The following is a 21,442-nucleotide window of genomic DNA, read 5'->3' on the forward strand; positions in this document are numbered from 1 at the left end:
AGTGGTGTCTGTTTTCTGGCGCGTTGCAGGGCGGCGTCAGCTGATCGTTCCGACCAGCTTCAGGCGCTTGTCCTCCGGCACCTCGCTGTAGGCCAGGACCGACAGCGACGGAACGCTGTGGCGGACCAGGCGGGCCAGCGCGGCACGCACCGGGCCTGGTACCAGCACCACCGCGGGCTCGTTGCGGGCTTCCTGCTTGCTGACACATTCGGCCAGGCTCTGGTGCAGTCGCTCAGCGAGTCCGGGTTCCAGCGCGGCGCCGTTGCCCTGCGTGGACTCCTGCAAGACACGTTCCAATTGCGGGTTGAGGGTAAACACCGGCAGCTCCGCCGACATTCCGGCGATCTCCTGCACGATGAAGCGGCCCAGTGCGGTGCGCACGGCGGCGGTCAGCGTGGCCGGGTCCTGGCTGTGCGGGGCGTGTTCAACCAGTGCTTCGGCGATCTTGCGCAGCTGGCGGATCGGAATGCGCTCGACCAGCAGGTTCTGCAGCACGCGCACCACCGCCGACAGCGGCAGCGCCTTCGGCGTCAGATCTTCGACGAGCTTGGGCGCGCTCTTGGCCAGGTTGGCCAGCAGGTGCTGCACTTCCTCGTGGCCGAGCAGTTCCGGTGCGTGCTCGCGGATCAGGTGCGAAAGGTGGGTGGCCACCACCGTGGCCGGGTCGACCACGGTATAGCCCAGGGTTTCGGCCTGGGCCCGCTGGTGTGGCTGGATCCAGGTCGCGTCCAGTCCGAAGGCCGGGTCCTTGCCGGCGATGCCTTCCAGCGGACCGAGGGCACTGCCCGGGTCCAGCGCCAGTTCGCGGTCGGGATGGATCTCGGCAGTGGCCACCGGCACGCCATGCACCAGTACCCGGTAGCCGTTGGCCGGCAGTTCCAGGTTGTCGCGGATGTGGACCGAGGGAATCAGGAAGCCGACGTCCTGGGTCAGCTTGCGGCGCACGCCCTTGATGCGCGGCATCAGCTCGCCGCCCTGGTTGCTGTCCACCAGCGAAATCAATCGATAGCCCACTTCCAGGCCCAGCGGATCGACCGGGCGCAGCTCGTCCCAGCTCAGTTCCGCGGTGGGTGCGGGGGCAGCGGGGCGGCCCAGCGCGTTCAGTGCGTTGGCGTCGCCTGCAGCGGTGTCGGCCTGCGCCGGCACCAGGCCCTTGCGGTACACCTTCCAGGCGATGAAGCCGAGGATGGCCGCCAGCGTCAGGAAAGCGACGTTGGGCATGCCCGGCACCAGGCCGACCACGCCGAGGATGCCGGCGGTGATGGCCAGCGCACGGTACTGGCCAAACACCTGGCCGGTCATCGCCTGCGCCATGTCCTGCGAGCGCGAGGCACGGGTAACCAGCATCGCCACCGCGCTGGAGACCAGCAGTGCCGGCAGCTGCGCCACCAGGCCGTCACCGATCGACAGCAGGGTGTAGGTGGCGGCGGCATCGCCGAACGGCATGCCATGCTGCAGCACGCCCACGGCCAGGCCGCCCAGCATGTTGATGAACAGGATCAGGATGCCGGCGATCGCATCGCCGCGGATGAACTTGCTGGCACCGTCCATCGCACCGTAGAAGTCGGCTTCCTCGCGTACTTCCTCGCGGCGCAGCTTGGCTTCCTCGCGCGTCAGCAAACCGGCGTTGAGGTCGGCGTCGATCGCCATCTGCTTGCCGGGCATGGCGTCGAGGATGAAGCGCGCGGTCACTTCCGAGACGCGGCCGGCGCCCTTGGTGATGACCACGAAATTGATGATGGTCAGGATCGCGAACACCACGATGCCGACGGCGTAGTTGCCGCCGATCACGAACTCACCGAATGCGGCGATCACCTTGCCGGCCGCTTCGTGGCCGTTCTGGCCGTTGAGCAGGATCACGCGGGTGGAGGCCACGTTCAGCGCCAGCCGCAGCATGGTGGTGATCAGCAGCACGATCGGGAAGATGGTGAAGTCCAGCGGGCGCTTCACGTAGACCACCGCCAGCAGCACCATCAGCGAGATGGCGATGTTGAAGGTGAACAATGCGTCGAGCACCGGCGCGGCCAGCGGCACCACGACCATGGCCAGCAGGGCCAGCACGATCAGCGGCGCGCCAAGGCCCTGGCGGATCATTTCAAGCGCGCGGCGGGTATTGAAGCTGGATGCCTGGGCGCTCATGGACGGCCCCCGTTGCCGAACTCATCAACCTGGATGTGTGGCGTGGACGGCATCGGGCCGGTCCGCCAGCTGCGCAGCTGGTAGACGTAAGAGAGGACCTGGGCGACGGCTGAATACAGTCTCACGGGGATTTCCTTGCCGAGTTGGCCTTCCCGATACAAGGCGCGTGCCAAAGGCGGGGCAGAGACGATGGCGACCTTGTTGCCGTCGGCCACTTCACGGATGCGCAGGGCGGTTTCATCCACGCCCAGGGCGACCACGGTGGGGGCATTCATGGCCCCGCCTTCGTACTTCAGGGCCACCGCGTAGTGGGTGGGGTTGACCACCACCACGTCGGCAGTGGGGACCGCCTCCATCATCCTGCGGTTGGCCATCTGCTGCTGCAGCTGGCGGATGCGGCCCTTCACTTCCGGGCTGCCTTCGCTTTCCTTCATCTCCCGGCGCAGCTCCTCGCGGGTCATCTTCAGCTTGCGCATCCAGTTCCAGCGCTGGTACGGCGCGTCGATGGCGGCCAGCACCAGCATCGCCCCGGCGGTGGCCAGCAGCAACCGCAGGGTGAAGCCCAGGCCGTCACCGATGGCCGTTTCCAGCGGCTGGTGGATCAGCCCGCGCAGGGTGTTGAAGCTGGTCCACACGACCATGCCGGCGGCGATGCCGACGAAGGCCACCCGCAGCAGCGACTTGATGAACTCGGCGATGGCTTCGGGGCCGTACAGGCGCTTGAGCCCGCTCATCGGGTTCATGCGGTTGATGTCGGGCATCATCGCCTTGGCCGACCAGCGCAGGCCGCCCATCACCACCGGCGCCAGGAAACTGGCCAGCAGGCAGACCAGCACCAGCGGGGCGATCACCCACATCAGCTGCAGCAGCAGGTCGCCGAAGTGGCCGAACAGCGCCTTCGGGTGCTGGCGCAGGCTCTGTTCGGGGCTGAGCGCATGGCGCATCCAGGCGCTGGCGCCGCTGGCCATCGAGCCGCTCATGGCCATCACCGCGATCACCCCGGCGCCGAACACGGCGGCCGTGCCCAGTTCACGCGAGCGCGGCAGGTTGCCCTGTTCGCGGGCGTCGCGCAGGCGTTTTTCTGTCGGTTGTTCGGTTTTTTCGCCGGCGGATTCGTTCTCGGACATCACAGGCACTGCAGCAGGGGATGCCGGAGTGCGTGCAAGATTCGTTCCGTTACGGGTGCATGTGCCAACCGCAGTTGGCGCCCGCCGGAGCAGGTACCGGTAGCGCCGGGCCATGCCCGGCGAGCGGGCAGCCTGGATCAATGCATCCGCCGGGCATGGCCCGGCGCTACCCCGGGGGCCGGTCCTGCGGGCTCTGCGCCAGTTCCACCCGTGGCCGCGGCAGGTCGTGCAGCTGCATGAAGCGGGCCGCGTCCACTGGCCGGCCCAGCAGGAAGCCCTGCAGGTAGTCGCAGCCCAGCCGCTCCAGGTAGGCGCGCTGCGCGGCGGTCTCCACGCCCTCGGCCACGATGTCCATGTCCAGCGCATGGCCCAGCGCAACGATGGCCGACACGATCACCACGTCTTCGGCGCTGTGTTCCAGGTCGCGCACGAATGCGTGGTCGATCTTGATTTCGGTGGCCGGCAGGCGCTTGAGGTACAGCAGGCTGGAGTAGCCGGTGCCGAAATCATCGATCGAGATGCCCACGCCCAGGGCGGAGAAACTCTGCAGCAGGCGCAGGCTGGTATCGGTATCGCGCATCACCGTGCTTTCGGTGATCTCCAGCACCAGGTTGCGCGGGGCGATCGCGTAGCGCTCGATCACCTCGCGCACGTCCTGCAGCAGGTGCGGCGAACTGAACTGCACCGGTGACAGGTTCACCGACATCGACCAGCCTTCGTGGCCGGCATCGTGCCAGTGGCGCAGCTGCTGGCAGGCCTGGTCCAGCGCCCAGCGGCCGATCTCGTTGATCGCGCCACTGCGCTCGGCCAGGCGGATGAAGCGGTCCGGCGGAATCAAGCCCTGTTCCGGATGACGCCAGCGGATGAGCGCTTCGGCACCAGCCACCTTCTGCGTAGCCACGCGGATCTTCGGCTGGTAATGCAGGAACAGCTGCTCGCTGCCGATCGCGCGGCGCAGGTCGGCCAGCAGGCGGAACTGCTGCTCGGCGCTGTCGTTCATCCAGTCGGCGAACAGCACGAACGCATTGCGGCCCGACTCCTTGGCCTGGTACATCGCGGCATCGGCGAAGGCCATCAGCTGGCGTTCGCTGGCGGCATGGTCGGGGCAGATCGCGATGCCGATGCTGGCGCTCACCTGCAGCTCGTGGTCCGGCAGCAGCGGGCCGCTGCCCACCGCCTGCAGGATGCGCCGGGCCAGGGTCGGCAGGTCCTCGTCCTGTTCGATGCGCACCACCAGCACGAATTCGTCGCCGCCCAGCCGTGCCAGCATGTCGTGCGGCCGCAGCAGCTGGCGGGTGCGTTCTGCCACGGCCACCAGCAGCGCATCGCCGGCCTGGTGGCCATAGGCATCGTTGACCTGCTTGAAGCCATCCAGATCCATGAACATCACCGCGAAGCGGCTGCCGCCCTGTTCGGCCTCGGCCAGGGCCTGCAGGATGCGTCGCTGCAGCAGCAGGCGGTTCGGCAGGCGGGTGAGCGGGTCGTGCAGCGCGGCCTGGGTCAGTTCCTGCTGGGCGTCGGTCAAGGAGGTGCTGAGCAGCGAATTGCGCAGGCGCAACAGTTGCGCCTCCACCCGCTGGTCCAGCCAGGACACCACCAGCACCACCGCCAGGATCGCCACGGTCAGCACCACCACCAGCATCGCCAGCCAGTTGTTCTGCAGGCCATCGCCCACCGCTGCGCCGCAGACGCTGCCTTCCGGGAAGCGGGCGGCGGCCATGCCGGTGTAGTGCATGCCGACGATGGCCAGGCCGAGCAGGCCGGCGGCGGCCAGGCGGTCGCCGATGCGGGTGTGCTGTGCGCGCAGGCGGAAGGCCACGTACAAGGCAGTCCACGACGCGGCCACCGCGACCAGCAGCGACAGCAGCAGCCACACCGGCTGGTAGTCGATGCCCGGTTGCATGCGCATCGCGGCCATGCCCACGTAGTGCATGCTGGCGATGCCGCTGCCCATCAGCAGCGCACCGCCGGCCAGGCGGGGATGGGGCAGGGTGCGCAGCGATACCAGCCAGAGCGCGAACACCGACGAGCCGATTGCCAGTGCCAGCGACAGCAGGGTGATGGGCAGGTCGTAGCCCAAGGGAATGGGCAGGTCGAAGGCGAGCATGCCGATGAAGTGCATCGACCAGATGCCCAGCCCCATCGCAAAACCGCCGCCCAGGCGCCACCACCAGGTCGCGCCCTTGCCGGGCGCGGTGACGGTGCGCCCGGCCATCGCCAGTGCGGTGTAGGACGCCATCACTGCAACCAGCAGTGAGGTCGCCACCAGCCATGGGTTGTACGTGCCTACCAGCATTCGTCAGTCTCCCGGACCTGCCTGTCAACGGAAAAACTACGGTGGGGCATGCGCAAGGCGGGCGACCAGAGCCGCCGGTTGCAGCGTCCCCCCGGTCGCTGCGCATTCACTCTAACGCGGGCACCGGGGGGGACGGCAAGCAGCAGAACGTGACGACCGCGTCAGCGGGTCACTGCATCGGCAGCCTGGAAGGCAGCATCGAACAGGCGCTGCACCGGCGGCCCCATTTCGCCGACCAGCAGGGTCAGCAGGAACAGGCCCAGCAGCAGCGAGACCGGCAGGCCCAGCTGGATCGGATTCAGCGCCGGCGCGGCGCGGGCCAGCACGCCGAAGGCCAGGTTGACCGCCAGCATCGCTACGGTCAGCGGGATGGCCAGGGTCAGCGCGCCACGCAGCACGGTCAGCAGGAAGGTCGGGGCGATGCTGAAGAACGCGTGCGGGTCGGGCAGGGGCGCGCCGATGGGCAGGGCGCGGTAGCTGTCCACCACCAGCGAGATCAGCGCCAGGTGGCCGTTGGCGGTGAAGAACAGCAGGCCGAACAGCAGATAGAACCACTGGCCGATGACACCGGAGGTGCCGCCGCGCAGCGGGTCGCTCATCTGCGCAAACGCCAGGCCGGTGCCCTGGGCGACCAGTTCGCCTGCCATGGCACCAGCCTCGAACACCAGCCGCAGCATGAAACCGATGGCCACGCCGATCGCCAGCTCGCGGGCGATGGTCAGCACGGTAGCGGCGTCGAAGCCGGTCCAGTCCGGTACCGGCGGCAGCAGCGGCGCCAACGCGATGGCCAGGGTACCGGCCAGCATCACCCGCACCCGGCCGGGCACCGCGCGGGTACCGATCATCGGCATCGCCATGGCCACTGCGCCGATGCGCAGCATGGTCCACAGCACGGTGCCGATCATGCCGAAGGCGTTCAGGCCATCGGCAGCCATCTGGGTGGCGGCGTCCATCTGCGTGCGCGTCCGTCTAGCCGATCAGGTGCGGGATGCGCTGGAACAGCAGCGTGGTGAATTCGACCAGATGGCCGATCAGCAGGCTGCCCAGTGCGAACAGCACGGCGGTGAGGGCCGCGGCCTTGGCAACGAAGGCGATGGTCGGCTCGTTGAGCTGGGTCGCCGCCTGCACCACGCCCACCACCACGCCGACCACCAGTACGGTCAGCAGCAGCGGGCCGGCCACCCAGAGCACGGTAATCAGGCCGCCACGCAGTTCGGTCAAGGCAAGTTCGGGGGACATCATGGTTCCATCGGTAGCGCCGGGCCATGCCCGGCGGTGGTCAATGCGGCGGCCGGCACTGCCCGGCGTCGCCTCTGTAGAGCCGAGCCATGCTCGGCTGACCTTCGGATCAGGCCGGATTGAAGCTTGCCGCCAGCGTGCCGACGGTCAGCACCCAACCATCGACCAGCACGAACAGCAGGATCTTGAACGGCGCAGAGACCAGCATCGGCGACAGCATCATCATGCCCATCGACATCAGCACGCTGGCCACGACCAGATCGATGATCACGAACGGGATGAAGATCAGGAAGCCGATCTCGAAGGCGGTCTTCAGTTCGCTGGTGACGAACGACGCAACCAGCACCGGGAACGGAATCGCATCAGGGCTGGCGTAGGTGCCGTGACCGGCGATGCCGGCGAAGGTCATCAGGTCGGTCTCGCGGATCTGCGCCAGCATGAAGGCGCGCAGCGGCGTGGTGGTCAGCGTCCAGGCAGTCTGGAAGTCGATCTCGCCATTGAGGTACGGCGCCATGCCGGTGCTCCAGGCCTTGTCCCAGGTCGGCAGCATGATCATCGCGGTGAGGAACAGGGCCAGGCCCAGCAGGACCTGGTTGGACGGCGTCTGGCCGGTGCCCAGCGCCTGCCGCAGCAGGCCCAGCACGATGATGATGCGGGTGAAGGAGGTCAGCACCAGCAGCATCGACGGGATCAGGGTGATCGCCGTCATCAACAGCAGTGTCTGCAACGGCAGGCTGACCGGCGCACCGCCGATCTTGCCGACGTTGATGTCCGGCAGCGGCGTGGTCGGCGCGCCCGGGGCGGCGAACGCCAACGCAGGCAGCAGGCACAGGGCGATCAGGCTCAGCCACGGCAGCAGGGTGGCAAGACGGGAACGGGTCACACGCATGTCAGGGGTCCTTGCGCAGCCGCTGTTGCAGCAGCTGGGCGAAATTCGGCAGGTTCTTCAGGTCGGGTACGCGTACCGGCGCAGGCGGTGGCAGCGGTTCGGGCAGGGTGTGCAGGGCGTTGATGCCGCCGGCGGTGACGCCCAACAGCAGTTGCTGACCATTGACCTCGACCACCACCACGCGTTCCTTGGCGCCGACATTCAGGCTCGCCACCAGCTTCATGCCCTCGGCCGGGCGGAAGCCGCTGCCGGGCAGGCGCTTGAGCAGCCAGCCCAGGCCGATGACCAGGGCCAGCACTGCCAGCAGGGCCAGCACCGCACCGAACAGGCTCGGTGCGGCCGGCGCATGCTGGCCGATCTGCGGGGCCGTCTTGGCGACGGCCAGAGTGGTGGCGAGCAGGCTCAACGCAGTCTCCGGATCCGCTCGCTGGGGCTGACCACATCGGTCAGGCGCACGCCGAAGCGGTCGTTGATCACGACCACTTCGCCATGGGCGATCAGCGTGCCGTTGACGAACACGTCCAGCGATTCGCCGGCACCCCGTTCCAGCTCAACCACCGAACCCTGGTTGAGCTGCAGCAGGTTGCGGATCGGCAGGCGGGCGCGGCCGACTTCCAGCGACAGCGTCACCGGCACATCGAGGATCACGTCCAGGTTCAAATCCGGGCCGGTCGCTTCATCGGCCTGCAGGTTGCTGAACTGGGCCGGGGTCGGTTCGAGGGCGTCGATATCGTTCATTGCGGGTCTTCCTGGATGACGGGTACGCGCGGACGGGTGCCCGGCGGATGGGTAGCGGTGATCTTTACGGCGTTCATGCCGTTGGCGACGCCGAACTCACCGGTGAACACCGGGATGTTCTCCACGCACAGCGGCACCTGCGGGCTCAGGTCGATCGGCAGGATGTCGCCGACCTTCAGCCGGGTCAGGTCGCGCAGGGTCATGCGCTTGCTGGCCAGTACGCTGGACAGGGTGACTTCGGCCACGTTGAGCTGCTCGCGCAGGGTGCGGCCCCAGCTCTCGTCGCGGTCGTTGCGGTCGCTCTGGATGCCGGCGTCGAGCAGTTCGCGGATCGGCTCCAGCATCGAGTAGGGCAGGGTCACGTGGATGTCACCGCCACCGCCGTCGAGTTCGACATGCAGGCGGCACACCACCACGTATTCGCGCGGCGTCACGATGTTGGCGAAGTGCGGGTTGATCTCCGAGTTGATGTACTCGAATTCCACGTCCATCACCGGTGCCCACGCTTCACGCAGGTCGGCGAAGGTCTGCTTCAGCAGCAGGTGGATCACCCGCATTTCGGTGGCGGTGAACTCGCGGCCTTCGATGCGCGTCGGGTAGCGCCCGTCGCCGCCGAAGAAGTTGTCGACGATGGCGAACACCAGGGTCGGTTCGAACACGATCAGGCCGGTACCGCGCAGTGGCTTGAAGCGGATCAGGTTCAGGTTGGTCGGCACATACAGCGAGTGCATGTAGTCGTTGAACTTGATCAGCTCGATGCCGCGCACGGACAGTTCGGCCGAACGCCGGATCAGGTTGAACAGGCCGATCCGCCACAGGCGCGCAAAGCGCTCGTGGACCATTTCCAGGGTCGGCATGCGACCGCGGATGATGCGGTCCTGGCTGGCGAAATCGTAGGAGCGTGCTTCGCCACTGGGGGCGTCCGGCTCGGTTTCGACCGCGCCACTGTCCACGCCATGCAACAGGGCATCGATCTCATCCTGGGACAGCAGGTCATTCATCGGGGAGCCCTTACTGGGTCACGAAGCTGGTGAACAGCAGGTCGTCGGCACCGTTGCTGCCGGTCTCGGCCTTCAGCACCTTCTGCACTTCGGCCAGCGAATCGGCCTGCAGCTTCTGCTTGCCGGCGATGTCGGCGATCTGCTGCGGGCTGACCTGCGAGAACAGCATCAGCAGGCGCGCGCGGATGGCCGGGGCATGGGTCTTGATCGCTTCCAGCGCGGCCGGATCGCGGGTCATCAGCTGCACTTCCACCTGCAGGTAGCGCGGGCCGTCGATCGAGCCGTTGAGGTTGACCACGAATGCCGGTTCCAGCGCGAAGTACTGGGCCGGGGCCGGGGTGGTGGTCTTCTTCGGCGCCTGCGCGGCCTTGTCTTCGTGCTTGGACTGGGTGAAGAACCAGACGCCGCCACCGGCGGCACCGGCGGCCAGTATGGCGACCAGGGCGGTGATCAGGATCGGACTGCGCGGCTTGGCGGTCTTGTCCTTGTCGGCGGTCTTCTTGGTTTTGTCAGCGGCTGCGGCCACGGGGTGAAGCTCCTGAGGGTTGCTTCACCGGGATATGCAAGGGGTGTGCCGGAGCGGTCGGGGAGGGTGGTGACGGAATTCCGTCGGGTGTTCATATCGGCAGCGCCGGGCCATGCCCGGCGGAATGTCGGGAATCCGCCGGGCATGGCCCGCGCTACCCGTGTACTGCCATGTGCCGACCTTGGTCGGCACGCACGGTCAGGCGTACGCGTCCAACAACCCGCGCTGGCGGATCAGCTGCGACGCCGACACCGTGGTGTCGCCCAGTGACGGTTCTCCGTCACCACCACGACCGCCGCCGCCCGCCGGGCTGCCCGGAGTGCCGTCGCCACTGTGCTGCTGGCCGACATCGGCATGGGCCAGCTGGAAGCCCTGCTCGCCGAGCAGTTCACGCAGGCGCGGCAGGCTGCTTTCCAGCGCCTGGCGTACATCCACATGCGGGCTGCTGAAGCTGGCATGGACCTTGTCACCGTTCATCTGCAGGCGCACGTCCACCGGCCCCAGGTCTTCCGGATTGAGGCGGATGTGGGCATGGCCGATCTTCTGGTCGGCCAGCCAGCCGATGCGCGCGCCGATGGCCTGGTCGAAACCATCATCGCCCAGCACCGGCTTCGGAGTCGGTTCGCCATTGAAGACGGCATTGCTGGCCAGTGCGGCCTTCAGGTCCTGCAGGGCGGCGGGCAGGGGGGGCTGCAGCGGCGCCGGAGGTGCGCGGTCGCCGATCTGCAGGCTGTCACCGTCGTCAGCACGATCCAATGCCTTGCCACTCATCACCAGCTCCGGCAGCGGCAGGCCACTGGCCTCATCATCGCCGGCAGCGGATGCCGGAGCGCTGGCGGTCGGCGCTGCCGCGCCCTGGCTCGCGTTGGTCGCCACTGCGGCGGCCGCGGGTGCCAGTGCAGCGGAGGGCAGCGCGCCGCCTTCGGCATCGCTGGCCGCTGGCGGCGGCAGCACAGGCGCCGGATCGACGCCGGCGGGCACGGCCAGCATCAGGCCGGCCAATCCGAGTGGCGGCCAGGGCGCGTCGTCCGCGTTGGCCGGGGTGTCCTTGTCGTCGCTGGCAGCCGACGTTGCCGGTACAGCAGGTGTCGATGTGCTGGCGTCCGTGGCGGCTGCTTCGCCGTCGGTCGGCCGCGGCGTCGCCTTGCCCGGGTTGCCGTCGGGTGGTGTTGCAGCGTTGGCCGGTGTTGCCGGATTGCTGGCGTTTGTGGCGGTACCGGGCGTGCCGGTCGAGGCGCTGCCGCCCTGCAGCATCTGGCCGAAATCCTTGCCGGAATCGCTGCGCGAGGCACGTGCGCTGCCGGCATTGCCACTGCCGCCGGGCGTCGGTGCGCTGGCGTTGCTGCTCAACGGGGAGGGCATCACGACCGGCCTCCCTGCTCGCCATCGTCCTGGTCTTCGGTCTGTGCCAGGCGCGCGCGGCGTGCGCCGATGTCATCCATCTCGCGCTGGTCGCGGCGGTCGGTCACCACTTTTTCCTGCGCGCGGTAGCTGGCGGCCAGCTGCTCCAGCACGGCCTTGTCACGGCTGGCCAGGATCAGGCGCGCGCGTTCGGCCTCCACTTTTTCGAGGTTGCCGTTGACGGTCTGCTGCTGCTGTTCCACCGCGCTGTCCAGCCGGTCCAGGAATGCGCGCCGGTTCAACAGCTGCGCCGGGCTGGTCGCGGCCATCTGCGCGTTGGCGTACTCCTCGGCGTAGCGCCGCAGTTCGTCCAGGCGCGACAGATGGGTGTCGAGCACGTTCTGGCGTTCGGCCAGGTCGCGGGCGACCGCGTCCTCGTGTTCCTGGGCCCGCTTCAGCAGGGGGTCGATGCGCTTGGACTGGATCATGTCAGCCTCTCGTTCTCTTGTTCCACCAGGCGCTGCAACGCCGCCTGGCTGTGCGGTAGATCTGCGGCCTTGGCCACATCCTGGCCGAGGAATTCCATGATTTCCGGCCAGCGCTCAAGGGCTTCATCGGTCGCCGCGTCGTTGCCGCGCTGATAGGCGCCGATGGCGATCAGGTCGCGGTTGGCCGAGTAGGCCGAGACCAGCCGTTTCAACTTGCGGATACGCAGGCGCCACGCTTCGTCGGCGATTTCCGTGACCACGCGGCTGACCGACGATTCCACGTCGATGGCCGGGTACAGGCCGCTGTCGGCCACCCGGCGCGAGAGCAGGATGTGGCCGTCAAGAATCGCGCGCGCTGCATCGGCGATCGGATCCTGCGGATCGTCGCCTTCGGTCAGCACGGTGTAGAAGGCGGTGATCGAACCGCGCCCCTTGGCGCCGTTGCCTGCACGTTCCACCAGTGCCGGCAGCTTGGCGAACACCGATGGCGGATAGCCGCGCGTGGTGGGCGGCTCGCCCACCGACAGGCCGATCTCGCGCTGCGCCTGCGCGAAGCGGGTCAGCGAATCCATCAGCAGCAGGACGTTCAGGCCCTGGTCGCGGAACCACTCGGCGATGGCCGTGGCACGGTAGGCGCCATGCAGGCGGGCCAGCGGCGGCCGGTCGGCCGGGCTGGCCACTACCACCGCGCGGCGCAGGCCTTCCTCGCCCAGCGTGCTTTCAACGAAATCGCGCACTTCGCGGCCACGCTCACCGATCAGGCCAACCACGATCACGTCGGCGGCGGTGTAGCGGGTCATCATGCCCAGCAGCGTCGACTTGCCGACGCCGGAGCCGGCGAACAGGCCCACACGCTGGCCGCGGCCGATCGGCAGCAGCGCATTGATCGCGCGCACGCCTACGTCCAGTGGCTGGGTGATGGGTTCGCGCGCCAGCGGATTGATCGACACGCCGGCCATGCCGACGTGGCCTTCAGCGCGGATCGGGCCCTTGCCATCCAGCGGTACGCCATCGCTGTCGATGACACGGCCGAGCAGGCCTTCGCCCACTTCCACGCCGCCACGACGTGCCGAGGGCACCACCCGCGCATTCGGTAGCAGCCCGTGCAGTTCGGCACTGGGCATCAGGTAGGTGCGTTCGCCGGCGAAGCCGACCACTTCGGCATCGACCCAGCCGCCGTCAACCACTTCCACCTTGCAGCTGGCGCCGAGCGGCGCTTCGCAGCCGACCGCTTCCAGGGTCAGGCCGACCGCCCGCCGCAGCACGCCTTCGCGGATCAGCCCGCGACCGTGCGCGGTGTCGACCTTCAGGCCGTCGAGTCGGTTGGCCAGGCGCAGGTTGCGGGCCACGGCCCAGTCGGCCGGCGGCGACGGCTGCGAAGCGGTATTGGTGTTCATGCGATGGCTCCGGTCTGGCGGATCACGGCGTCCAGTGCGCCGCGCAGGCGGGCTTCCAGGGTGCCGTCGATGCGTACCGCTTCGGCATGCACGCGCAGGTCGCCACGGCTCAGGCTGGTGTCAGGTACCAGGCGCTGCTGCGGCGACAGGGTCAGCAACGGGGCGAGGGCGGTGATGTCATCGGGGTGCAGGCGCACTTCCACCTCGCGGTTGCTGCCGCCGACGGCGTCAATCGCCTCGCCGACCAGTTGTCCCAACAGCGCCGGATCGGCCTCGTAGGCACGGCCTACCAGCGCACCGGCGATGCGTACCGCCAGTTCGCCGAGGGCGCCGACCACTTCATTTTCCAGGCGTGCCAGCGGCCGGCCGAAGTTGTCGAGGATGCCCTCGATCTGCGCGACCAAGCGGCGCACTTCGGCCTGGCCCTGGCTGAAGCCATCGGCATGGCCCTGGTCGAAACCTTCCTTCTCGGCGCTGTCCTGGATCGCCTGGATTTCCTCCAGGGTCGGCAGCTGCAACGGCGGCTCCGGCTCATGCTCCGGGTCCGGCTCGGTGAGTTCGAAGGCCTCGTCGTGGTCCAGCACCGGTTCGGGCTGGGCCAGCAGGTCCGGGGCAAGCCAGCGCACGACGTTGCTCACAGCATCGCCTCCGCGCTGCCGCCGATGGTGACAGTGCCCTCATCGGCCATGCGCTTGACGATGGCCAGGATCTCGCGCTGCGCCACTTCCACGTCGGACAGGCGGACCGGGCCGCGCGCTTCCATGTCTTCCAGCAGGATCTCGGCTGCACGCTGGGACATGTTGCGGGTGATCTTGTCGCGCACCTTGATGTCGGCGCCGCGCAGGGCCAGACCCAGTCGCTCACCGCTCACTTCGCGCAGCACCAACTGCATCTCGCGGTCGTCCAGGTCCACCAGGTCGTCGAACACGAACATCAGGTCCTGGATGCGACCACTCAGCGGTGCGTCGATGCGCGCGATCTCGCCCAGGATCGCCTGGTCCTGGCCGCTGTCCATGAAGTTGAGGATGTTGGCCGCGCACTGCACGCCGCCGATGTTGGACGACTTCAGGTTCTGGTTGCCGGCGAACTGGCGTTCCATGATCTCGTTGAGTTCGTTCAGCGCATTGGGCGGAATGCCGTCGAGGGTGGCGATGCGCAGCAGCACGTCCACGCGGGTGCGCTCGGGCAGCAGCTTCAGCGCGTCGGCAGCCTGGTCGGTTTCCAGGTGCGCCATCACGATGGCGATGATCTGCGGATGCTCGTTGCGCACCAGGTCGGCCACCGCACGCGGGTCCATCCACTTCAGTGCGTCCAGGCCGGTGGTGTTGCGGCCCAGCAGGATGCGGTCGATCAGGTTGCCGGCCTTCTCGCTGCCCAGCGCCTGCACCAGCATGTTGCGGATGTAGTCGTCCGAGCCCACGCCCAGCGAGGTCTTCGAGCCCAGTTCCTGGCTGAACTGGTCCATCACCCGTTCCACCTGTTCGCGGGTGATGTCGGACATGGTGGCCATGGCGATGCCGATCTTCTGCACCTCCTTCGGCTCCATGTGGCGCAGCACTTCGGCCGCGTCCAGTTCACCCAGCGACAGCAACAGGACGGCGGCGCGCTGCACGCCGGTCAGGGGCGCGACCTCAGTCATTGGCCACCCAGCCCTTGACCACCTGGGCCACGCGCTTGGAGTCGGTCTTCACGGCTTCACGGGCCATCCGCAATCGTTCCTCATAAGAATCCACCGGCAGGGCCAGCGCTTCCGGCCCGCCCAGGCTGACCCGGTCGGCGCCCAGCGCCGGCAGCGGGGTGCCATCGTCATCGACCAGCTGCACGTCCGCGGTGTGCGGTTCCAGCGCCAGTTCTTCGTTCTTGCGGTTCTGCCCGGTGATGCCGCGCAGTGCCGGGCGCAGCACGCCGAACAGCAACGCCATCACCACCAGCGCACCCAGCAGCATGCGGCCGGCATCGTGCACCCACGGCAGTTCCCACCAGGCCGGGCCTTCCACCGGCGTGGTGTCACGCACGAACGGGGCATTCATCACCGACACGGTGTCGCCACGCTCGGCACTGAAACCGACGGCCTGCTTGACCAGTGCCTCGACCCGGGTCAGTTCGGCCGCCGACAGCGGCTGCGGTGCAACCTTGCCGTTGGCGCCGGCGCGCGGCACGTTGTCCACCAGCACCGCCACCGACACGCGCTTGATGCGGCCGGCCGGCTGGCGGGTGTGCTGCAGGGTACGGTCCAGCTCGTAGTTGCGGGTCGCGTTCTTGCTGCTTTCGGTCGGTGCCTGCGCGGTGGCCGGTGCGGCGGCCTGGCCTGGCGGGCTGTTGCTGGTGGCACCCGGTACGCCCTGCGGGCCCGGCGTGCTGCTGGTGTTCTCGCTCATCTGCTCGCTGCGCAGCTTCTGCGGCTCGCCGTTGTACAGCTCGCGCGCTTCCTCGGTCACCGAGAAATCCATGTCGACACTGACTTCGGGGTTGACCCGGCCGGGGCCGGTCATCGGTTCCAGCAGCTCGCGGATACGCTGGTTGAACGAGGTTTCCTGGCGGCGCACCTGTTCGAACTGGGCGGCGTTGACGGCCGCTTCGCTGTTGGGGTCGCTGACGCTGAGCATGCGACCGCTCTGGTCGACCACGGTGACGCGTTCCGGCGCCAGATCGGGAATGGCTGCAGCAACCATGTGCACGATCGCATCAACCTGGCTGCGTTCCAGCTGCTGGCCGCCACGCAGTTCAAGGGTGACCGAGGCACTGGCCACATCACGCTGGCGGGTGAACGCACTGGGCTTGGGAATGGCCAGGTGCACGCGCGAATCGCGCACCGGGCGCAGCGTGTTGATGGTGCGCGACAGCTCGGTTTCCAGCGCGTGCTGGTAGCGCGCACTTTCCACGAACTGGCTGACACCAAAACCGGGGTCGCGCTCCATCAGCTCAAAGCCGAGCTTGCCGCTGTCGGTCAAGCCCGAGCCCGCCAGTTTCAGGCGGGCATCATGCAGGTTCTTCTCCGGCACGGTGATGCCGCCGGTGGCCGGGTCCAGCTGGAACGGAATCTGTGCGGCACGCAGCAGATCGGTCGCTTCAGCGGTGGCCTTCTGGTCCAGGCCGGTGTACAGCGGCACCATGCCCGGCTTCTGCGACCAGAAGAACACGAACAGCCCGGCCGCGACGGCCACGGCGATCATCGCCATCAGTCCGAGCCGACGGGTGATCTGCAGGCTTTGCAGCCGATCGAACCACTGGCCCGCCTTTTCGGCGTTCAGGGATTCCTTGGAGAGCGACAGGGCCATGCGGTTCTATCCTTACAGCGGCATGTTCATCACGTCCTGGTAGGCCTGGACGAGACGGTTGCGGACTTCCACGGTGGCGCGGAAGGCGATCTGGGACTGCTGCGAGGCGACCATCACCTTGGCCAGGTCGGCACCGGGTTCACCCAGTTCGAAGGCCTTGGCCAGCGCGCCGGATTTCTGTTGCGCATCGTTGACGCCGGCGATGGCGCCGCGCAGGGTTTCAGTGAAGCTGGCAGGCTGGACCTGCGGCGCATCCAGCACCGTGCCCGGCAGGGCATTGCTACGCGGCGCTTCGGCCAGCGGGTTGAGCGCGGGCTGTCCCACCTGGGTCTGGTAGGAGCGGATCTGGGAAAGGATCGAAGTGACGGAGTGGGACATCTGCAACGGTTCCAGAAACAGGGATGGGGGTGTCTGCTGGAGCTAGTGCAAGTGCCGTGCCGAAATGGCTGATCGGTTCAGTGAAGTGAGGGGGGTATTGCTTTGCGGGGTTGCACCCCGCGCCCCGCGGTAGTGCCGGCCGCTGGCCGGCAACCTCAACAGCGACAGCCAAAGCGGGTTTCCTGTGGGATGGCGGGGTGGGTCCGGTTGCGGGGGACGCCGTAAACCCGTCCATGGGGGCTTGGCCGCGGCATCCATGCCGCGGACACCCCCGCAACCGGACCCACCCCGCCTTCGACAGGTTCCCGCTGCTGTTGGTGGGTGCTGACCGTTGGTCGGCACGCTGCTCTTGGTAGGTGTCGACCTTGGTCGACACGCTTGATCCACGCCATGCATGAATGCTGCTCTCGAGGCGTGTGACGCGTCATTTCACCGGCGTCGGTTTTTTGGCCTATGGCTGCAGGGTCCAGCGGCCGGAATTCTGGCGCTGGCGTGGGGCGATGGGGCCGTCGTGCTGGGTGTAGATGAAGCGGCCCTGGTGGTCGGTCAGGCAGGTCAGCAGCAGGGTGTAGCGGGCGGGGCCGGCGGGGTGGGCTTCTGTCATCTGGATTTCCGCAATGTGCGGAGCCAGTTGCTGGTAACGGTAGCTGCCGCCGATGCGGAGGTCGGTGCCGAGGATGTGCAGCACGTACTGATTGCTGCCGAAGCTGACCTGCACCATGCGTCCGGCATTCGGATTATCTGGCTGGTACAGCGGATCGCTGAGGTTGGTGAACTGGCGCTGGTCGAGTGTGGTGGGCAGCGTGCAGTTGGATGCTGCGGCCAAGGCCGGGCAGAGCAGGGCGGCAAGCAGAGTCAGACGATGCATGGCGGAACCTCGTTGGGATGTCCTTGCCATGCTCCGCGGTGCGGTTGCGTTGTCTGTAGGAAAACGTGCAAATGCAGCGAAATATTCTCGGTACCGTCGCCCGTCATCCACGCATGGCGTGGATCTACTGAGCAATCCGGCCGCTGCCATGGAACCGTCGGACCCGCCCGCGCATCAGGCGGACCCCCACAAACACCAACGCCCGGGCAAGCCCAGGCGTTCGTGCCCCCTTCATGCTGGTGACGCGTGTCAGCTGGCCAGTTCGGCCGCTTCGCGTTCGATGCCGTACTTGCGCAGCTTTTCCACCAGGGTGGTGCGGCGCAGGCCGAGCAGCTGGGCGGCGTGGGCAACCACGCCCTGGGTGCGTTCCAGTGCTTCGTTGATCAGGCCCAGTTCGATGTTGGCCATGTGGTTGCGCAGGTCCAGGCCGTCGTCCGGCAACGCGGCCGGCGCTGCGGCGCGGTTGACGGCGATGCCATGCTCGAGTAACGGCTGGTTGCCGCTGCCCGGGGTGTGGAACGAGAAGCTGCGCAGGTCCAGGCGTTCTTCGCTGGCGACCACCGGAGCGGCCGCGACCACAGCAGGCACGGCCAGCGCGGCGTCGCCGCGGTAGCGTGCCGGCAGGTCCTGCACGCGCACCGAGCCACCCGGGTGCAGCACGGCCAGGCGCTCGACCAGGTTGGTCAGTTCGCGCACGTTGCCCGGCCATTCGTAGCCGGCCAGCGCCTGCAGCGCTTCCGGGGTGAAGCGCACTTCGCCGCGGCCGGTGCGCGCCAGCTGGGTGGCGATGGTTTCCACCAGCGCCGGCAGGTCTTCGCGACGTTCGCGCAGGGCCGGCACATCGATCGGGAACACGTTGAGGCGATAGAACAGGTCCTCGCGGAACTTGCCATCGGCAATGCGGCTTTCCAGGTCGCGATGGGTTGCGGCGATCACCCGCACGTTGCAGCGGATGGTCTGGTTGCCGCCGACGCGCTCGAAGCTGCGCTCCTGCAGCACGCGCAGCAGCTTGACCTGCATCGGCAGGCTCATGTCGCCGATCTCATCGAGCAGCAGGGTGCCGCCCTCGGCCATTTCGAAACGGCCCTTGCGTGCGGTCAGCGCGCCGGTGAAGGCGCCCTTTTCGTGGCCGAACAGCTCGCTTTCCAGCAGTTCGGCCGGAATCGCGCCGCAGTTGATCGCCACGAACGGGCCATCGCGGCGCGGCGAGCGCTGGTGGATGCTGCGCGAGACCACTTCCTTGCCGGTGCCCGATTCGCCCAGCACCAGCACGGTGGTGTCGAACGCGGCGACCTGCTCGATCATCGTGCGCAGTGCGCTGACCGCCGGACCGTTGCCGGTCGGTCCCTGGTCCTGCACGGCACCGGCCTGGTGTTCGGCATCCAGGCGCTTGAGGCTGGCGCGGCGCAGCAGGGCTTCCATCTGTGCGTGACGCAGCGGTGCTTCCAGCGGCCAGATGTTGGCTTCGTGCAGGCCATGCCGCTGCGCGAACGCAGTCGCGTCACCGTCGGCCAGCAGCACCGGCGGCGGCAGGCTGCTGCCCCCCAGCCAGGCGTACAGGGCGGTGCTGGCGGCACTGTCGTCCAGGCTGCCGACGATCACCGCCATCCAGTCGTTCTGGCGCTGGCGCGTCAGGTCGAAATCGGCCGCGTCGGAAACCCAGCGCGGGTTGAAGTCCATGAATTCCAGCAGGGCCACGGTGCGCTCGGCACGCACCGCGTCGTTGTCCAGTACCAGGATGCGCGATTCGCTCACGACCGTTCCTCCCTGAGGCCTTCCAGGATCGGCATGACTTCCTGGATGTAGGACAGCTTGCTGACGAAGTTGTCGGCGCCGGCGCGCAGTGCGTGCTCGCGATGCTCGACGTCATCGAAGTGGCTGGCGATCACGATGTACGGGGCATCATCCTGCGACTTGATCAGGCGGGTGGCCTGCAGGCCGCCCATTTCCGGCATCGCCAGGTCCATCAGCACCACCTGCGGGCGCAGGCTTTCCGAGCGTTCGATCGCTTCCAGGCCGTTGCCGGCGCTGCCGACGATCTGCAGCCAGTCGATCTTGCGGAAGTGGCGCATGGCCGCGTTGATGAAGCCCTCGTGGTCATCGACCAGCAGAACTGTGAGCTTGTTCATGTCCAACATCCTTTTCAGCCCACCCGGGCCAGCTGCGGTTGCCTGGCGTTGACCCGGCGCCGTTCGCGGGCCGGGGCGATATCCAGTTGTTCGCGGTATTTTGCGACGGTTCGACGGGCAATGTTCACCCCTTGGCGGGACAGCAGGCCAGCGATGGCCTCGTCCGCCAGCGGGCGTCCGGCCGGTTCGGCGTCGATCAGGCGGCGGACCATGGCCTTGACCGCTTGGCCGGACACGCTGGCCCCTTCCAGGCGCACGGCAAAGAAGTGCTTGAGTTCGAAGGTGCCGCGCGGGGTCTGCAGGTACTTGCCGGTGGTGATGCGCGAAACGGTGGATTCGTGCATGCCGATTTCTTCGGCCACTTCCTTCAGGGTCAGCGGTGCCATGGCTTCCTCGCCACGCACCAGGAAGGCTGCCTGGCGCTCGACGATCACCCGCGCGGTGCGCAGCAGGGTGTCGTAACGCATCGACAGGCCGCGGCTGAACCAGCGTGCCTCCTGCAGCATCTCGCGCAGGGCCGGCGCAGCCTCACCGCTGTCAGCCAGAGCCTGTTCGTACTGGCTGTTGATCGACACCCTGCGGCTGGTGGCCGGGTTCAGCGCCACCTTCCATTGTTCGTCGGCGTGCCAGGCGACCACGTCCGGCACCACCACTGCATTGCGCTCGGGCAGCAGGCTGTCGCCCGGGCGCGGCTGCAGCGACAGGATCAGGCGGACGGCTTCGCGCACGTCCTCGATCTCGGCATCGTGCTGACGGGCGAGGGCGGGGTAGTCGTGCGCGGCCAACGCGTCGAGCGCGCCCTGCAGAATGCGCGCGGCCAGATGCCGGGCCGGCACCACGCCGTGCAGGCTGCACAGCTGGGCCAGCAGCGATTCGCGCAGATCCTGCGCCGCCATGCCGGCCGGCTCGCCCTGCAGCAGGTGCTGGCGGACGGCTTCAACGCCGTCGGCATCGATGTCGAACTGCGCGCTGGCCAGCAGCTGCAGCTGCGCCAGCGGTGCCTGCAGGTAGCCGGCATCGTCGCAGTGTTCCAGCCAGAAGGCGGCCACGGCCAGTTCGTGCTCGTCCAGGTCCAGCGCCAGGCGCTGCAGCACGCGCAGCTGCGGGTCGCTCGACTCGCCAGCGGCGATGCGCGCCATGCGGTCGTCGTCGCCGTCCTGCCAGTTGGCGCCGGACACCTCCCACATCGAGGATTCGGGCAGTTCGTCGAACGCGGCCGTATCCAGCGTGGTGGTGGCCGGATCGGTAGCTTCGGCGGCGGGCGCTTCGGCGTCTTCGATTTCCAGCAGCGGATTGGAGTCCAGCAGGCGCTGGATTTCCTGTTCCAGGTGCAGGCCGTCGAGCTGCAGCAGCCGGATCGACTGCAGCAACTGCGGGGTGAGGTGAAGTTGTTGGCCCAGCTGGGTCGAGAGTGAAGCCTTCATCGTGGTTCCCCGGCGCCGCTCCCCGACGCCTTGTGGAACACATCTTGCTTTTGATCCGGCAAGGGCGGAATCGGGGGGTTCCTGAGGGTGCTGGTGGTGTTCCCGACACCGTGTAGGGAAAATCCCTACATAAGCGCGGGATTTTGACGATTACGCGCACCAAGTCATTGATTCGTGGTCAGCG

General features: G+C 67.7%; 21 protein-coding genes. All 21 read right to left on the minus strand.

All coding sequences use genetic code 11. The features are described from left to right. Positions 1 to 36: 36 nt before the first annotated feature. Positions 37 to 2,139, minus strand: coding sequence for a flagellar biosynthesis protein FlhA (gene flhA / locus CLM74_RS10465; RefSeq protein ID WP_032974843.1), 2,103 nt, complete (start codon positions 2,137 to 2,139; stop codon positions 37 to 39). Then, on the minus strand, positions 2,136 to 3,266 hold the full coding sequence (flhB, locus tag CLM74_RS10470) for a flagellar biosynthesis protein FlhB (protein WP_025878983.1): 1,131 nt from the start codon (positions 3,264 to 3,266) through the stop codon (positions 2,136 to 2,138). Before flhB ends, flhA begins: the two co-directional genes overlap by 4 nt. 166 nt (positions 3,267 to 3,432) lie before the next feature. After that, positions 3,433 to 5,562 carry a bifunctional diguanylate cyclase/phosphodiesterase gene (locus CLM74_RS10475; protein ID WP_033831036.1) on the minus strand — a complete coding sequence of 710 codons (2,130 nt, stop codon included), beginning with the start codon at positions 5,560 to 5,562 and terminating at the stop codon, positions 3,433 to 3,435. A gap of 161 nt (positions 5,563 to 5,723) precedes the next feature. Further along, positions 5,724 to 6,515: a flagellar biosynthetic protein FliR gene (gene fliR / locus CLM74_RS10480; protein WP_105164005.1), complete on the minus strand. Its 792-nt coding sequence runs from the start codon at positions 6,513 to 6,515 to the stop codon at positions 5,724 to 5,726. Between the two features lie 16 nt (positions 6,516 to 6,531). Then, entirely contained in the window at positions 6,532 to 6,801 is a 270-nt protein-coding gene (locus CLM74_RS10485) for a flagellar biosynthetic protein FliQ (RefSeq protein WP_005413254.1), read from the minus strand. 109 nt (positions 6,802 to 6,910) lie between these two features. Beyond that, positions 6,911 to 7,690 carry a flagellar type III secretion system pore protein FliP gene (gene fliP, locus CLM74_RS10490; RefSeq protein ID WP_025878986.1) on the minus strand — a complete coding sequence of 260 codons (780 nt, stop codon included), beginning with the start codon at positions 7,688 to 7,690 and terminating at the stop codon, positions 6,911 to 6,913. Between the two features lies 1 nt (position 7,691). Further along, on the minus strand, positions 7,692 to 8,096 hold the full coding sequence (gene fliO / locus CLM74_RS10495; protein WP_033831039.1) for a flagellar biosynthetic protein FliO: 405 nt from the start codon (positions 8,094 to 8,096) through the stop codon (positions 7,692 to 7,694). Further along, on the minus strand, positions 8,093 to 8,428 hold the full coding sequence (gene fliN / locus CLM74_RS10500; protein WP_025878988.1) for a flagellar motor switch protein FliN: 336 nt from the start codon (positions 8,426 to 8,428) through the stop codon (positions 8,093 to 8,095). Before fliN ends, fliO begins: the two co-directional genes overlap by 4 nt. After that, positions 8,425 to 9,429, minus strand: a complete 1,005-nt coding sequence (gene fliM, locus CLM74_RS10505) for a flagellar motor switch protein FliM (RefSeq protein WP_025878989.1) — start codon at positions 9,427 to 9,429, stop codon at positions 8,425 to 8,427. The genes fliN and fliM overlap by 4 nt, the downstream gene beginning before the upstream one ends. Before the next feature lie 10 nt (positions 9,430 to 9,439). Continuing rightward, a complete protein-coding gene (locus CLM74_RS10510; protein ID WP_105164006.1) occupies positions 9,440 to 9,955 on the minus strand; it encodes a flagellar basal body-associated FliL family protein in 516 nt (171 codons plus the stop codon). 198 nt (positions 9,956 to 10,153) lie between these two features. Further along, on the minus strand, positions 10,154 to 11,317 hold the full coding sequence (locus CLM74_RS10515) for a flagellar hook-length control protein FliK (protein ID WP_105164007.1): 1,164 nt from the start codon (positions 11,315 to 11,317) through the stop codon (positions 10,154 to 10,156). Beyond that, positions 11,317 to 11,784: a flagellar export protein FliJ gene (fliJ, locus tag CLM74_RS10520; protein ID WP_025878992.1), complete on the minus strand. Its 468-nt coding sequence runs from the start codon at positions 11,782 to 11,784 to the stop codon at positions 11,317 to 11,319. The genes CLM74_RS10515 and fliJ overlap by 1 nt, the downstream gene beginning before the upstream one ends. Continuing rightward, on the minus strand, positions 11,781 to 13,181 hold the full coding sequence (fliI, locus tag CLM74_RS10525) for a flagellar protein export ATPase FliI (protein ID WP_080148829.1): 1,401 nt from the start codon (positions 13,179 to 13,181) through the stop codon (positions 11,781 to 11,783). Before fliI ends, fliJ begins: the two co-directional genes overlap by 4 nt. Continuing rightward, on the minus strand, positions 13,178 to 13,786 hold the full coding sequence (locus tag CLM74_RS10530; RefSeq protein WP_170919592.1) for a FliH/SctL family protein: 609 nt from the start codon (positions 13,784 to 13,786) through the stop codon (positions 13,178 to 13,180). The genes fliI and CLM74_RS10530 overlap by 4 nt, the downstream gene beginning before the upstream one ends. Positions 13,787 to 13,815: 29 nt before the next feature. After that, positions 13,816 to 14,802 (minus strand): flagellar motor switch protein FliG, encoded by a 987-nt coding sequence (gene fliG, locus CLM74_RS10535; RefSeq protein ID WP_025878995.1) that lies wholly within the window; start codon positions 14,800 to 14,802, stop codon positions 13,816 to 13,818. Between the two features lie 10 nt (positions 14,803 to 14,812). After that, complete coding sequence (gene fliF, locus CLM74_RS10540) at positions 14,813 to 16,459, minus strand: flagellar basal-body MS-ring/collar protein FliF (protein ID WP_025878996.1); 1,647 nt, start codon at positions 16,457 to 16,459, stop codon at positions 14,813 to 14,815. Positions 16,460 to 16,471: 12 nt separating this feature from the next. After that, entirely contained in the window at positions 16,472 to 16,837 is a 366-nt protein-coding gene (gene fliE, locus CLM74_RS10545) for a flagellar hook-basal body complex protein FliE (RefSeq protein ID WP_025878997.1), read from the minus strand. 451 nt (positions 16,838 to 17,288) lie between these two features. Beyond that, positions 17,289 to 17,705 carry a hypothetical protein gene (locus CLM74_RS10550; RefSeq protein ID WP_080148827.1) on the minus strand — a complete coding sequence of 139 codons (417 nt, stop codon included), beginning with the start codon at positions 17,703 to 17,705 and terminating at the stop codon, positions 17,289 to 17,291. Positions 17,706 to 17,954: 249 nt separating this feature from the next. Further along, positions 17,955 to 19,460, minus strand: coding sequence for a sigma-54 dependent transcriptional regulator (locus CLM74_RS10555; RefSeq protein WP_105164008.1), 1,506 nt, complete (start codon positions 19,458 to 19,460; stop codon positions 17,955 to 17,957). Next, a complete protein-coding gene (locus tag CLM74_RS10560; protein ID WP_025879000.1) occupies positions 19,457 to 19,834 on the minus strand; it encodes a response regulator transcription factor in 378 nt (125 codons plus the stop codon). The genes CLM74_RS10555 and CLM74_RS10560 overlap by 4 nt, the downstream gene beginning before the upstream one ends. A 14-nt stretch (positions 19,835 to 19,848) precedes the next feature. After that, positions 19,849 to 21,258, minus strand: a complete 1,410-nt coding sequence (rpoN, locus tag CLM74_RS10565; protein WP_025879001.1) for an RNA polymerase factor sigma-54 — start codon at positions 21,256 to 21,258, stop codon at positions 19,849 to 19,851. Between the last annotated feature and the right edge of the window lie 184 nt (positions 21,259 to 21,442).

Origin of the sequence: Stenotrophomonas sp. MYb57, from assembly GCF_002966815.1 — a bacterium.
GTDB lineage: Bacteria > Pseudomonadota > Gammaproteobacteria > Xanthomonadales > Xanthomonadaceae > Stenotrophomonas > Stenotrophomonas indicatrix.